11 protein-coding genes and 1 pseudogene are annotated in these 13152 nt (G+C 74.5%); 9 read left to right on the top strand and 3 right to left on the bottom strand.

The features are described from left to right. The first annotated feature begins 319 nt into the window (after positions 1 to 319). From ACGFQ9_RS21155 to ACGFQ9_RS21135, 5 genes and pseudogenes are all read left to right on the top strand, one after another. Positions 320 to 1024 carry a hypothetical protein gene (locus ACGFQ9_RS21155; protein WP_393575592.1) on the top strand — a complete coding sequence of 235 codons (705 nt, stop codon included), beginning with the start codon at positions 320 to 322 and terminating at the stop codon, positions 1022 to 1024. Continuing rightward, entirely contained in the window at positions 1021 to 2322 is a 1302-nt protein-coding gene (locus ACGFQ9_RS21150; protein ID WP_393575590.1) for an MAB_1171c family putative transporter, read from the top strand. The genes ACGFQ9_RS21155 and ACGFQ9_RS21150 overlap by 4 nt, the downstream gene beginning before the upstream one ends. Further along, positions 2319 to 3317, top strand: coding sequence for a dihydroxyacetone kinase subunit DhaK (dhaK, locus tag ACGFQ9_RS21145; RefSeq protein ID WP_393575589.1), 999 nt, complete (start codon positions 2319 to 2321; stop codon positions 3315 to 3317). The genes ACGFQ9_RS21150 and dhaK overlap by 4 nt, the downstream gene beginning before the upstream one ends. A gap of 169 nt (positions 3318 to 3486) precedes the next feature. Further along, positions 3487 to 4050, top strand: a pseudogene (gene dhaL / locus ACGFQ9_RS21140) (dihydroxyacetone kinase subunit DhaL); the annotation flags it as partial. Further along, the gene (locus ACGFQ9_RS21135; RefSeq protein ID WP_393575989.1) at positions 4042 to 4530 is read left to right on the top strand and encodes a PTS-dependent dihydroxyacetone kinase phosphotransferase subunit DhaM; all 489 of its coding nucleotides are present in this window, start codon (positions 4042 to 4044) and stop codon (positions 4528 to 4530) included. The pseudogene dhaL and the gene ACGFQ9_RS21135, both read left to right, overlap by 9 nt. Before the next feature lie 16 nt (positions 4531 to 4546). Here the strand turns inward: ACGFQ9_RS21135 and ACGFQ9_RS21130 are convergent, their stop codons facing one another. Next, positions 4547 to 4930, bottom strand: a complete 384-nt coding sequence (locus ACGFQ9_RS21130) for an RNA-binding S4 domain-containing protein (protein ID WP_393575587.1) — start codon at positions 4928 to 4930, stop codon at positions 4547 to 4549. A gap of 134 nt (positions 4931 to 5064) precedes the next feature. On the opposite strand from ACGFQ9_RS21130, the gene ACGFQ9_RS21125 reads away from it, so the two are divergent. The 3 genes from ACGFQ9_RS21125 to ACGFQ9_RS21115 all read left to right on the top strand — a co-directional run bounded on the left by ACGFQ9_RS21125 (position 5065) and on the right by ACGFQ9_RS21115 (position 8526). Further along, on the top strand, positions 5065 to 5460 hold the full coding sequence (locus ACGFQ9_RS21125; RefSeq protein WP_393575586.1) for a molybdopterin-binding protein: 396 nt from the start codon (positions 5065 to 5067) through the stop codon (positions 5458 to 5460). A gap of 53 nt (positions 5461 to 5513) precedes the next feature. After that, positions 5514 to 6335: a molybdate ABC transporter substrate-binding protein gene (modA, locus tag ACGFQ9_RS21120; RefSeq protein WP_393575585.1), complete on the top strand. Its 822-nt coding sequence runs from the start codon at positions 5514 to 5516 to the stop codon at positions 6333 to 6335. A gap of 211 nt (positions 6336 to 6546) precedes the next feature. After that, positions 6547 to 8526 carry an ABC transporter permease gene (locus ACGFQ9_RS21115; RefSeq protein WP_393575584.1) on the top strand — a complete coding sequence of 660 codons (1980 nt, stop codon included), beginning with the start codon at positions 6547 to 6549 and terminating at the stop codon, positions 8524 to 8526. A 7-nt stretch (positions 8527 to 8533) separates the two neighbouring features. On the opposite strand, the gene ACGFQ9_RS21110 is transcribed toward ACGFQ9_RS21115, so the two are convergent. Further along, entirely contained in the window at positions 8534 to 9073 is a 540-nt protein-coding gene (locus ACGFQ9_RS21110; protein ID WP_393575582.1) for a GNAT family N-acetyltransferase, read from the bottom strand. A 52-nt stretch (positions 9074 to 9125) separates the two neighbouring features. Next, positions 9126 to 12101: a phosphodiester glycosidase family protein gene (locus ACGFQ9_RS21105; RefSeq protein ID WP_393575580.1), complete on the bottom strand. Its 2976-nt coding sequence runs from the start codon at positions 12099 to 12101 to the stop codon at positions 9126 to 9128. Between the two features lie 304 nt (positions 12102 to 12405). On the opposite strand from ACGFQ9_RS21105, the gene ACGFQ9_RS21100 reads away from it, so the two are divergent. Then, positions 12406 to 13134 carry a DUF4328 domain-containing protein gene (locus tag ACGFQ9_RS21100; RefSeq protein ID WP_393575579.1) on the top strand — a complete coding sequence of 243 codons (729 nt, stop codon included), beginning with the start codon at positions 12406 to 12408 and terminating at the stop codon, positions 13132 to 13134. Positions 13135 to 13152: the final 18 nt, after the last annotated feature.

Genomic DNA, 13152 nt, shown 5'->3' with positions numbered 1-13152 from the left:
CGAAAGAGCGCGAGAGGGGGCGAGAGGGGGCGAGAAGGGGCGTGCGGCAGGGGCGTACGGCGCGCGGGACGCAGGGCGCCTGCGCACCCAGAGGCCGGATTTCCGGTCATCGCGCAGGACTGGAAAGATCACCGCCCGAGCACCACTTCGGCCGATAACTGCCGCCATTCTTCGGCAACACCGCACAACCGGGGACATGTGACTGCCCCGATTGGGGCACAGCGCCCCCGCCATGGCTGCACGGCACGTACGCGGAACGGCTGGAGATCGGTCCCGGAACTGCCTTTCGGCCAGCGGAGACGGACTTTACGATCAGCCCGTGACCTTCACTCCACGGCTGGGCGGCGGCAGGCACGGCATGGGCATCAAAGCGATGCGCCGGACCCGGGACGCGATACTCCGCGGACTGGAGCTGCCCACACCCGTGGACGCGGCGGGTGTGTTCTCGGCGCTGTGCGCCTCCATGGCCCGGCGCCACCGCCAGCCGGTCGACTACCGGCTGGTCCGGTTCCCGGTGAGCACGGTCAGCGGCCTGCTGGTGCGGACCGAGCACCGCAACCTGATCCTCATCGAGGAGAACACCTCCACCGAGCACCAGCTGGGCATCCTGGGCCACGAGCTCTGGCATCTGGAACAGGACCCCCGACCATCCGCCGGCCCGCCCGCCCGCTTCGACACCCGGGACACCCGGGACGCCTGGGACGCCCGGGATCCCTGGGAGACCCCGGACACCCGCCTGGACACCCGACTGGACAACCGCCTGAACAACCGACGCGACAACCGACGCCAGGACCGACTCGACGACCGATGGGACGCCCACCCGGGCGCGCGACCGCACGCCCGCCCCGACTGCTCCAGGAACACGGAGGCGGAGGCCGACTGCGAGATCTTCGGTTCGCTCGTCGCCGGCCACTGCATGCGCTGGCTGGACACCGGTGCACACAGCCTGCCGCAGTCCTCCAGCCAGTTCGAACGCCGACTGCACACCTCCCTCGGCCGACCGGGGCCCGAATCGGCCTGGTGAACGACAACTCCGGCTACTGGGTCCTCGCCGGGGCGATGTGGACCGCGTGCCTGATCAAGGCACCGGGCCTGCGCCACCGGCGGAGTCCCCTGTACCTCACGGTGTGCGGCGTGCTGCTGTTCGGCGGCATCGCCTACTGCTGCGCGAACCCCGACGTGATCGGCGCGGTGAACGCGGCGACCGGCGTGCCCAATTTCTCCGCCCCGCTCGTCTACGGCCTGCTCACCGCCGAGAGCGCCCTGATCCTCACCCTGCTGGTGTACTGGCGGGAGGGGCCGGAGGAGCGGGCCCGGCGGGCCGCCCGGCGCTGGCAGGCCGCGTACGGGGCGGTGGCGCTGACGCTGGTCGTGCTGTTCGTGATCGGCGATGCTCCGGAGGAGCGCCGGATCGACTTCGACATCCACTACGCCGAGACGCCGTACATCCGCGAGATGATCCTGCTCTACCTGCTGGCGCACACCGGGGCGGTGCTCACCGCGACCGTGCTGTGCATCCGCTGGTTCGCGAAGGTGGCGGGTGCGCCGTGGCTGCGCCGCGGGCTGCGGGTGCTGATCCTCGGCTTCGCTCTGAACTTCGGTCTGGACGTCTCCAAGTTCGCCGCGATCGGGGCCCGCTGGGCCGGTGGCGACTGGGAGGTGCTGAACAACCGGATCGCGCCGCTGTTCGCCTTCACCTCGACCCTGTTCATGTGCGTCGGCTTCATCCTGCCGCTGGTCGGCGAGCGGGTGTCGGGCGCGGTCTCGGACGTACGGACCTTCGTGCGGCTGGGACCGCTGTGGCGGGCCCTGCGGTCCGCCGGCCCGGCCGTGGTGATCGCGCTGCCGGTGCCCTGGTGGGAGATGGAACTGCGGCTGACCCGGCGGGTCGCCGAGATCCAGGACTGCCGGCTCTCGCTGCGGCCGTACCGGAGCGACTCGGTGGCCGCCGGTGCCCGGGCCCGCGCGGCGGCCGCCGGCCTGCCCGGGGAGGCCGCCGACGCGGCGGTGGAGGCGGCCGTGCTGGCCGCCGCGCTGGCCGCGAAGATCGCGGCCGACTGGAACGGGGAGGCCGAGCCGGAACTGGACGGTCCCGCCGCCACCTTGCCCCTGCTGGACCGGGACGCACTCGTACGCGTCTCGCGGCAGTTCGGCCGGCCGGGCCCGGGCCCGGGCCGCGGCGGGAAGAGCGGCCGCGGTCGCCGGGCCGGGGCCCTGTCCGCCGGCCTGTCCGGTGCGACGGCACGGGCCTGGGCCCGTACCCGCCGAATCCGGCGCAATGGCCGCACACCGGGGGCCAGGTCGGGAAGGATGAGCCCATGACGATGCTCATCAACAGCCCCCAGGCCGTGGTCGAGGACGCGTTGCGCGGAATGGCCGCCGCCCATCCCGAGCTCTCCGTGGACGTGGCCCGTCGGCTCGTCGTACGCCGGGACGCCCCGGTGACGGGGAAGGTCGGCCTGGTGTCCGGCGGCGGTTCGGGGCACGAACCGCTGCACGCCGGGTTCGTCGGGCCCGGGATGCTCTCCGCCGCGTGCCCCGGTGAGGTGTTCACCTCTCCCGTGCCCGACCAGATGGTGCGGGCCGCCGCCGCGGTGGACGGCGGGCAGGGCGTGCTGTTCGTCGTCAAGAACTACACGGGCGACGTGCTGAACTTCGAGATGGCCGCGGAGCTGGCCGAGGAAGAGGGCATCCGGGTCGAGCGCGTCCTGGTGAACGACGACGTGGCGGTGGTGGACAGCCTCTACACGGCAGGGCGGCGCGGCACCGGGGCCACCCTCTTCGTCGAGAAGATCGCGGGGGCCGCCGCCGAGGAGGGCGCGCCGCTGGACCGGGTCGCGGCGGTGGCCCGCCGGGTCAACGAGTCCTCGCGCAGCTTCGGGGTCGCCCTGAGCCCTTGCACCACCCCGGCGAAGGGCAGCCCGACCTTCGAACTGCCCGAGGGGCGCATGGAACTGGGCATCGGCATCCACGGAGAACCGGGGCGCGAGCAGCGGCCGGCGATGACCTCGCGGGAGATCGCGGACTTCGCGGTGGGTGCCGTGCTGGAGGACCTGCCGGGGCCGGCCGGGGGCCCGGTGCTCGCGCTGGTCAACGGAATGGGGGCGACCCCACTGCTGGAGCTCTACGGGTTCGGTGCGGAGGTGCACCGGGTGCTCGCGGAGCGCGGGGTGCCGGTGGCCCGGACGCTGGTCGGGAACTACGTCACCTCCCTGGACATGGCGGGGTGTTCGGTGACGCTGTGCCGGGCCGACGAGGAGCTGCTGCGGTGGTGGGACGCGCCCGTACGGACCATCGCGCTGCGCTGGGGCTGCTGACCGACCGTATGGTGACCGGAGCCGGCGGTTCGGGGGTAGGCGGTACGGCGGTCCGGCGGTCCGGCGCGATTCAGAACAGGTCGGAGCAGGTCGGAGCGGGCCCGGCAGGCGCCGCTCCGGGACGAGGCGAGGAGATCCGGTGCGTGACGCAGAGTTCTTCCGGCGCTGGATGGCTGCTGCCGCGGCCGCCGTGGAACGGGAGGCCGACCGGCTGACGGAGCTCGACTCCCCCATCGGGGACGCGGACCACGGCAGCAATCTGCTGCGCGGTTTCACCGCGGTCGTACGGGAGTTGGAGGCCGAGCGCCCCGAGCGGCCGGGGGCCGTGCTGCAGTTGGCCGGGCGGACGCTGATCTCCACCGTCGGCGGGGCCTCCGGTCCGCTGTACGGGACGCTACTGCGGCGCACCGGCAAGGAGCTCGGCACCGCCGCCGAGGTCTCCGACGCCGAACTGCGGGAAGCACTGGACGCGGGTGTCGGCGCGGTGGCCCGGCTGGGCGGTGCGGCGCCGGGCGACAAGACGATGCTGGACGCCCTGGTGCCGGGCGTCGAGGCGCTCGGCACCTCGTACCGGGCGGCCGGGGACGCGGCGGAGAACGGGGCCCTGGCGACGGTGCCCATGCAGGCCCGCAAGGGCAGGGCCAGCTACCTGGGCGAGCGGAGCATCGGCCACCAGGACCCGGGCGCCACCTCCTCGGCCCTGCTGCTGGGCGCCCTGGCGTCCGTGGCGGAGGCGGCGGACACGCCGGTGGCAGCCGGTCCGGACACGCCGGTGGCCGCCGGTCCGGACACCCAGGGCACCGGCACCGCCGCGCAGGGCCTGGTCGGGATCGTGCTGGTCTCGCACAGTGCGCAGGTCGCCCAGTCGGTCGCGGAGCTGGCCCGGGGCCTGGCGGCCGGCGGCCCGGTGGCGCCGCTGGCCGCCGCCGGCGGCACCGCGGAGGGCGGGCTCGGCACCAGCGCGGATCTGATCGTGGCCGCGGCGATGTCCGTGGACCGGGGGGCCGGGGTGGCGCTCCTGGCCGACCTGGGCAGTTCGGTGCTCACCGTGAAGTCACTGCTCGCCGAGGAGGAACTGCCGGCGGGCGCCAGGCTGGTGGACGCGCCCTTCGTGGAGGGCGCGGTGTCGGCACTGGTGACCGCCTCGGCCGGGGCACCGCTGGACGCGGTGGTGGCGTCGGCGGCCGAGGCCTACAGCTACCGCAAGGCGTGACCGGCGCCCGCGGCGGTCAGTGACCTCGCAGCTGGTCCAGTTCGCGCCGGTCGCGCTTGGTCGGACGGCCCGTTCCACGGTCGCGGAGGCCGGTGGCGGCCTGCTCCACCCGGGTGGGCGGCGGCGGGCTGTTGTCGGCGTACGCCTCGGCGGCGACGGGCGCGCCGACCCGCTTGGTCAGGGTCTGCCGGACGACCACGATCCGTTCCCGCCCGTCGTGGAACAGACGTACCTCGTCGCCCGGCTTCACCGACTGCGCGGGCTTGGCGCGGTCACCGTTGACGCGTACGTGTCCCGCGCGGCAGGCGGCCGCCGCGATCGAACGGGTCTTGGTCAGGCGGACCGCCCAGATCCAGGCGTCGACACGTGCCGTTGTCTGTTCGCTTGCCGTGGCTGCCATGCCCCGACTCTACCGATCCGACCGCCCCAAAGCGGAGTGCTTTTTGGCAGATGAGACAACAGGTCCAGCAGGTGCCATGGAGATGGACCCAAGAGAATTGCAAATGCGCCAAGAGTGCCCCTACCTTGTCGCTCATGCAGTCCTACACCATCGGTCAGGCGGCACGCCTGCTCGGCGTCAGCCCCGACACGGCGCGCCGCTGGGCCGACGCAGGCCGGGTCGCGACCCATCGCGATGACAGCGGCCGGCGGCTCATCAACGGCCGCGACCTGGCCGCCTTCTCCATCGAACTGGGCCAGAACTCCCAGACCGAGGACGACGAGCCGTACACCTCGACTCGCAACGCCTTCCCCGGGATCGTCACCGCCGTGAAGCTCGGCGACGTATCCGCCCAGGTCGAGATCCAGGCCGGTCCGCACCGGCTGGTCTCCCTGCTCACCAGGGAGGCCGTCGAGGAGCTCGGACTCCAGGTCGGCATGCGGGCCACCGCCCGCGTGAAGTCGACCAACGTCCACATCGACCGCGCCTGAGGCCGGACCGACAGGTCCGGCCCGCCGCCCGCATCCCCATGGAGTACCCGCTCATGTCCACCGTGACCTCGTTCCTGAACCGCCGCCGCGCCGCGGCCGCCGTGCTGTCCGCGGCCCTGCTGCTCCCGCTCACCGCCTGCGGTGGCGACAAGAAGGACGACAAGGCCGACTCGGCGAAGGCCTCGGCTTCCGCCTCGGCCGCGCCGAAGGCCGCCAACCTGACCGTGCTCGCCGCCTCCTCGCTCACCGACGTCTTCAAGACCGCCGGCGACGTGTACATGAAGACGCACCCGGGCACGAAGATCACGTTCTCCTTCGCCGGTTCGCAGGAGCTGGCCGCCCAGGTCAAGCAGGGCGCCCCGGCCGACGTGCTGGCCACCGCCGACACCAAGACCATGGACGGTCTGAAGGCCGAGACCGGCAACCCGACGGTCATCGCCAAGAACCGCCTGGTGATCGCCGCCGGCAAGGACAACCCGTTCAAGGTGGACGAGCTGAAGGACCTCGCCGACACCAAGCTGAAGGTGGTCCTCGCCGCTCCCGAGGTCCCGGTGGGCCGCTACAGCAAGCAGATCCTCGACGCCCAGAAGATCGAGGTGAAGCCGGTCTCCCAGGAGCCCAACGTGCGCGCCGTGCTGAGCAAGGTCGAGCTGGGCGAGGCCGACGCCGGTCTCGTCTACAAGACCGACGCCGCCAAGTCCAAGGACAAGGTCGTCGCGGTGGAGATCCCTGACGAGCAGAACGCCGTGGCCTCCTACCCGGCCGCCACGCTGAAGGCTTCCAAGAACGCCGAGGCCGCGGCCGCGTTCGTCGCCTGGCTGAGCTCCCCGGAGGCGCAGCGGATCCTCCAGGACGCCGGTTTCCAGCAGCCGTAACCGGCCGCCGGCGACAGCCGCAGAGAGGGACTGCCTGATCCGCCGGGAGGGACTGCCTGGTCCGGGGGGACAGGCAGTCCCTTTCGGCCTGTCCGGGACCTGTCCGGGCCCTGTCCGGGGCCTGTTCGCGCGGGTGACCGCGCGCGATGATCGTCTCTCGTACTGCCTTGCCCCTGCCCTGTCCTCCTTCTCCTCCCTGCCAGGAAACCGCATGCGCAAACCCCGCACCCGCCCGCCCGTCGCGCTCGCGCTGCCCGCGCTGCTCGCCGTGGCCTTCCTGCTCCTGCCGCTCATGGGCATCCTCGTCCGGACCTCCTGGAAGGACCTCGGCGACCACCTCACCACCCCAGGAGTGGTCGAGGCGCTGAAGCTGTCCCTGCTGGTGTCGTTCTGGGCCCTGGGGCTGTCCCTGCTGCTCGGCGTGCCGCTGGCGTGGCTGCTGGCCCGCGTCGACTTCCCGGGGAAGGCGCTGGTCCGCTCGCTGGTGCTGCTGCCGATGGTGCTGCCGCCGACGGTGGGCGGTGTGGCCCTGCTGCTCGGTTTCGGGCGGCGCGGGCTGCTCGGTCCGTGGCTGGAGGACACGTTCGGCATCACGCTGCCGTTCCACACCTCCGGCGCGGTGGTGGCGGCCACCTTCGTGGCGATGCCGTTCCTGGTGATCAGCCTGGAGGGGGCACTGGGCGGCCTCCGGCAGAGTTACGAGGAGACGGCCGCCTCGCTCGGGGCCTCGCCGTTCCGGGTGTTCTGGACGGTGACCCTGCCGATGGTGGCGCCCGGCCTGATCGCGGGTGCGGCGCTCACCTGGGCGCGGGCGCTCGGCGAGTTCGGGGCGACGATCACCTTCGCGGGCAACCTGCCGGGGACCACGCAGACCCTGCCGCTGCAGGTGTACCTGCTGCTGCAGGACCAGCCGGAGGCCGCCACCTCGCTGTCGCTCCTGCTGCTCGCCATCGCGATGGCGGTGCTGATCGCGCTGCGCGGCCGGTGGACTGGGGGTCCCCCCGCCGCAGGCAGGGGGCGCACCCCGGTGGCACGCAGGGAAGGGGGCCACGCGCCTGCCGGCGACGCCGACCTGGCCGCCGAACCCGCCCCGCGGCCGGGTCCGGCCTCCGCCGGGTCGCCCTCCACCTCAGCGGTCCCGGCGGTCCCGGCCGAACGGTGGCCGCTGCACGCCGAGGTGACCGGTTTCAACCGGCTCACGCTGGCCGCCGAACCCGGCACCACCATCGCCGTCGTCGGCGAGAACGGCGCCGGCAAGACGACGCTGCTGCGCGCCCTGCTGGGCCTCACCCCGCGCGCCCACGCCGAACTCCGGCTGGGCGACGCCGACGTCACCTCGCTGGCCCCGCACAAGCGGCAGGTGGCCTGGGTCCCGCAGGACGGTGCGCTGTTCCCGCACCTGAACGCGCTCGCCAACACCGCCTACGGACTGCGCGCCCGCGGGGTGTCCCGCTCCGAGGCGCGCCGGGAGGCCCGGGAATGGCTGGACCGGCTGGGCGTGGGCCACCTCGCCCACCGCCGCCCGGCCCAGCTCTCCGGCGGCCAGGCGCAGCGTGTGGCGCTGGCCCGGGCGCTGGCGGCGCGGCCCCGGCTGCTGTTGCTCGACGAGCCGCTGGCCGCGCTCGACCAGACCACCCGGGCCCATGTCCGGCACACGCTGCGCAGCCACCTGGCCGGGTTCGGCGGGGTCTGCCTCATCGTCACGCACGACCCGGTGGAGGCGGTTTCGCTGGCCGACCGGGTCCTCGTACTCGCCGACGGCCACGCCCTGCAGGACGCGCCGCCGGCCGAGGTGACCCGGCAGCCGCGCTCGCCGTGGGTGGCCCGGATGCTGGGCCGCAACGCGTGGCCCGGCCAGGCCGGGGAGGACGGCCTCGTGCTGGACGGCGGCGGCCGCCTGGTGGTGGCGGAGCCGGTTCCCGAGGGGAGCCGGGCGCTGGCGATCATCGCGCCGGAGGCGGTGTCGGTGCACCGCGAGCGTCCGGGCGGCAGCCCGCGCAACGTGTGGCCGGGCACCGTCCGCGAGATCACCTCGGTGGGCAGCCGGCTGCGCGTCCTGATCACCTCCGCCGAGGCCCCCGACCTGGTCGCGGAGATCACCCCGGACGCGGCCGCGGATCTCGGCCTGTCCGACGGGGTGCCGGTGTGGACGAGCCTGAAGGCGACCGAGGTCACCCTCGTGGAACTCTGAGGCTCTGTCAGGCGAGCCTGCGGGCGAGAACCTGTCCCGGCCACGCGTCGGACAGGAAGGTCTCGGTGGGGGTGAACCCGTTGCGCTCGTAGTAGGCGACCAGTTCGCCCCCGCCGCCCGCCCAGCAGTCGACGCGCAGCAGTTCCACCCCGGCCCGGCGGGCCTCCTCCACGGCGCGTTCCAGCAGTGCCGCCCCGATGCCCCGTCCGGCGTACCGGCGGTCGGTCACCAGCAGCCGGACGTACCGCTCGGGTTCCCCGGCCGGTGTGATCGGCAGCTGCGGGCTTGGCCCGGAATCCAGCACCAGGACCCCGACCGGCGTCCCGTCCGCCGACTCGGCGATGAACGGGGCGTTCTCGGTGGTGTACCGCTCGACCCGCTCCGCGCCGCCGGGCCGCTGCGAGTACGGGACGGTGCCCCACTGCCCGGTGTTGCCGCGCGCGTTCATCCAGGCGACGGCGGAGTCGAGCATGTCCAGGACGGCCGGTGCGTCGGCGATGCCGCCCGGCCTGATCCGTATGCCGTGGGAGTGTGTGGTCTTGTCCATGGAGGAAGCTTAGGCAGTGGGGCGGCGGCACCGACCCGGGCACATCGTCCCGCTAGGAGTTCCGTTCACGTGCCGAAACCCAGGACCGGCCCGTCGGTGACGTCATGTCGACGTCGAGCACCGTGCAGGCCCGGTCGGGGGTCCGGAGGGACAGGACGCCGCCCGTGCGGGCCTCGCCGGGCACCGGTGCGGCCAGGGTGATCACCGCCGCGCTCTTGCCGCTGGTCCGGCGGAAGTCGGCGAGCAGCCGCGCCTGGGCCCGGGCCTCCCGGTCGTCCACCCGGTCCGGGCCGGCGTGCTGCTGTACGACGGCCAGTGCGCCGGTCTCCGGGTCCCGGGCGGCCTCCTCGATGCCGGCGCGCAGGGCCCGGAGCCGGGCGGTCCCGCCGCCCTCCAGGGTGGGGCGGGTGGTGTCCAGCGGGACGAAGCGGACGCCCCTGTGCCGGAACGAGGCGGTGCCGGGCATCCGGCGAAACGTTTCCGTGGATGCGTGCCCGGCCGGCCCTTCGGCGGCTGCGCTCGGGGGACCGCCCGGGCCGGGAGGGGCGGACAGCACGAAGTCCACCCGCCCGGCACCGGTCCGGCCCACGGCCTGCCGCGCCTCCGCGTCGGTCAGTCCGCCCGGGAGCACGGCGAACCGCCAGGGCCGGTACGGGGTTTCGTCCGCGGGCGCCGCTCCCGGGCCCGTCGGCCGTCCGGGCAGCCAGGCGGGAAGGGGGGCCGTCCCGGTCGGCGGTCCGCCGGGCACGGCTCCTCCGAGGACGGCGCGAACGGATCCGCGCCGTCCCGCGCCGTACGGCACGCCCGGTGCCCCGCGACGGCCGTCGGCCGCTCCGGCACCACGGCCGGGCCAGGCCGGCCGCGGCCCGCCCCACGGCGCCGCCACCAGGCCCGTCGCGAACCTCTGCGGGAGGCTCGCGGGGTGCCGGCCGGCCCCGATGACCGTCCACCACGGCGCGAGGCCCGGCACCCACCCGGACTCCTGCGGGGAGCTCCCCGGCCCGCCGGACGGGCGGACGGCGGACGGGTGGCTGCGGGCGGAGTCGCCGGGGGCCGCGGCTTCCGCGTCCGCGGGGGCCCGTGACTCCCCTGCACCGGCGTCGGCTTCTCCGGACTCCTCGGGTTCCACAGGTCCCGCGGACTCCGCGGGGTCCGAGGGGTCCTCGGACTCCTCGGACTCGTCGGGTTCCGCGTCGCCGACGGAGACGGGGAGCCGGGTCGTGGCACCCGTCGCGGGTACGGTGGCGCGGAGTTCCCCGGTGCCGCCGCCGGTACCGCTGCCGGTGCCGCCTGCGGACAGGGCGGTCACGGTGAAGCCGCCCCCGCCGTCGCCGTCGACGTGCCAGCGCGAGCGGTCGTAGTGCCAGCGGACGTCGCGGGCCTCCACCGGAGCGAGGTTCCCCTCCAGGTCGGAGCCGAGCAGCTGGAACGACCCGCTGTCGCCCGGCTCGGACAGGACGACGCGGTCCTCGGAGGCTTCGATCCGGGCGAGCGGACCGAGCACCTCCAGCCGCAGCTCGCCGGTGTGCGGCCGCCGGGGACGGTGCGGTCTGCGCCCCGGGCGGCTGCCGGGGCGCTCCGCCCGCCCCGCGTACACCGTCGCGCTGCCGGGACGGTCTGCGTGGAAGACCCCGTCGGGCCCGGCCCGGCCGGCGCCGCCGGGGGCGGACCACCAGTCGGGGCGGGGCGCCACGGCGGGCCCGCGCGTCTCGTCGTAGCCGGTGGCGGTGAGGGTGCGGGTGAGGCCGGGGAAGACCCGGGTGGTTCCGGCGACCGCGGCCACGCGGTATCCGGCGGGCCTGCCGCTGCCCGACCGGGTGGTCAGCGCCAGCCCGTTGGGGACCGTACGGAGGCTTCCGTCGGACGGGGAGTTCTCCAGGGTGAGGGCCGTCCCGCCGGGGTGCCGGGCCAGCAGGGTGCTGGAACCGCCGCCGTCCAGGTTGAGGGCGTTGTGGGCGCCGCGTTCACGGAGCAGCCGGCCGAGTGCGGTGAGCGTGATGCCGGCGCTGTCGTGCTGCCGCCCGTCCACGGTGATGATGCGGACCTGCCGGCCGTCCCGGGAGAAGCCGACGGCGGTGCGCGGGGCGGGGGTGTTGTTGCGTACCGCGTCGTGGTTCTGCGGGACTCCGTCCACCACGAGGAGTTCCCGGCCGCCGACGGCGACGGTCGGCACCGGCCGGCCGGCACCGGCGGTGGTCTGCGCACTGACGCGTACGGGGTCCCCGGGGCGCAGCGCGGCCACTTCGTCGGCGGCACTGCCGCGTCCGGCCAGCAGCAGGCTCCCGGGCGGCGGGGCGGTCCCGAGCGCGGGCCTGCGCACGGCGGTGACCCTGCCGTCCCGGACCTCGGCCTCGGCGCCCGCGCCCGGCGGCAGGGCGGCTGCGGTTCCGGTCCACTCGGCGGTGTACGCGGCGATGCCGTCGGCGGGCGGCCGGGCGGAATTGTGTCCGACGAGACGGCGGACGGCACCGCCGGGGAGGGTGACGGTGCCGTCCAGGGCCAGGCGCAGCACGCGGCCGACCGGGCCGGGGCCGAAGCCGACGGCGGCGCCCGCGCCCCGTCCCGCGGAGTGCAGCAGCCGGCCCGCGGCGATGCCCGGTCCGAGCGGGGCGCCGGTGCCGCGGATGTCGAAGAAGTCCCCGTTGACGGCTGCGACCACCCGCCGGCCGTGGCCGGCCTGATGGCGGGCGGCGGCCTCGGCGACCGTGCCGCGGGGGGCTCCGTGGCGCGGGCCGGTTGCCGCTCCCGGTCCGCCCAGGTATTCCACGCCGAGTCCGGGTGCGTCGAGGTCGACGACGAGTTCGTCGACGCGGAGCCAGCGGTCGGCCTCGACCCGGTCGTAGGACTCCAGGCGCACCCCCGGGGCGATCCGGCGTGTGGTGCGGGCGGTGTCGGCCCCGCCCGCGGGCCCGGCCGCCCCGGCGGCCCAGGCCGCCCGGGGCGCCCCCGCGGCCGCCGCTCCGGCGGCGGGCAGGGCGGTGAGCAGCAACGGCAGGGCCACGCCGAGGATCGGACGGAGAGTCACCATCCAGGCAGCATCCGTCAGTCGGCACACACGTTCCGCGACGACACAAGACCTCAAACCGGTCATGGCTCGTTGTTCAGCCATTCGTAGCCAAAGTGATGAAATGCCTGCACGGGCTTCACCGGCCCCGGTCCCGACCCTTCAACGCCGCAAAGGTTGTACGGCGAAGCACTTCATCCTGGAGATCGCCGTGGGTAGTCTCCGCTCGTCGCCGTGAAAGACCGGCGACCTGCGCGCCGTCGCGCGCCCTGGTGTCACGTCACGAGTCACCGCCTTCCGATCACGGTCCCGTGGGGGTTCTTCCAGCATGTCCGCCGATGTCTTCGGCCCGCCGTCCTCCGAGCCGGTTCCGGCGCATCCCGCCCCGCTCCCGCCCGCGACGCGTCCCGTGCAGGGACTCGCGACCGCCCTCACCGTCCTGTTCTACGTGGTGGTCGCGGCGCAGGTCGCGTCCGTGGCGGCAGGGGTCCGGGTCCACCTGGCGGCTCACCGTGTGATCACCGAGGGGCCGGGCGCCGGGAGGGAGCTCGACTCCGCGGACCGGATGCTGATCGTCGTCGGGGGCGCCCAGGGGGTCCCCATCCTCGCCACGGGCGTCGTCTTCCTCATCTGGTTCTACCGGGTCCGGGTGAACGGCGGGATGTTCCGGCCGGACGGGTTCTTCCGCCGCACGTCCGGATGGGCCGTCGCGGCCTGGTTCCTCCCGTTCGCGAATCTCGTCATGCCGTACGGGATCGCCAAGGACACCTGGCACGCGAGTACCCAGTACGGCCCCGGGGGCGAGTACCGGGAGGTGGCCACCGCCCCGGTGACGGCGTGGTGGACGGCGTGGGCGGTCGGCTCGGTCTTCGACTACATCGCCGACGAGGTCTACGGGGTCGCCGAGTCGGCGGAACAGGTGCGCAGCGCGGCGCTGTTCGGCGCTGTCGGCGACCTGCTCATCCTGGCGGCGGCGCTCCTGGCGATCCGCTTCGTGCAGAGGCTGACGGCCATGCAGCAGGTCATGTCCGCCGAGGGGCCGCGCGCCGCCGCCTGACGGGTGCAGCGTCCCGGC

The sequence above is a fragment of the Streptomyces sp. NPDC048603 genome (genome assembly GCF_043199475.1).
In the GTDB taxonomy this organism is placed as follows: Bacteria; Actinomycetota; Actinomycetes; order Streptomycetales; family Streptomycetaceae; genus Streptomyces.
The sequence above is the reverse complement of the archived record's forward strand: the minus strand, read 5'-3'. Positions and strand labels throughout refer to the sequence as shown.

Excerpts from the sequence above, each read along its gene's own strand:
- dhaK (WP_393575589.1), top strand. The coding sequence starts at position 2,319 with ATGACGATGCTCATCAACAGCCCCCAGGCCGTGGTCGAGGACGCGTTG.
- ACGFQ9_RS21130 (WP_393575587.1), bottom strand. The coding sequence starts at position 4,930 with ATGGCAGCCACGGCAAGCGAACAGACAACGGCACGTGTCGACGCCTGG.
- ACGFQ9_RS21125 (WP_393575586.1), top strand. The coding sequence starts at position 5,065 with ATGCAGTCCTACACCATCGGTCAGGCGGCACGCCTGCTCGGCGTCAGC.
- modA (WP_393575585.1), top strand. The coding sequence starts at position 5,514 with ATGTCCACCGTGACCTCGTTCCTGAACCGCCGCCGCGCCGCGGCCGCC.
- ACGFQ9_RS21115 (WP_393575584.1), top strand. The coding sequence starts at position 6,547 with ATGCGCAAACCCCGCACCCGCCCGCCCGTCGCGCTCGCGCTGCCCGCG.
- ACGFQ9_RS21110 (WP_393575582.1), bottom strand. The coding sequence starts at position 9,073 with ATGGACAAGACCACACACTCCCACGGCATACGGATCAGGCCGGGCGGC.
- ACGFQ9_RS21105 (WP_393575580.1), bottom strand. The coding sequence starts at position 12,101 with ATGGTGACTCTCCGTCCGATCCTCGGCGTGGCCCTGCCGTTGCTGCTC.
- ACGFQ9_RS21100 (WP_393575579.1), top strand. The coding sequence starts at position 12,406 with ATGTCCGCCGATGTCTTCGGCCCGCCGTCCTCCGAGCCGGTTCCGGCG.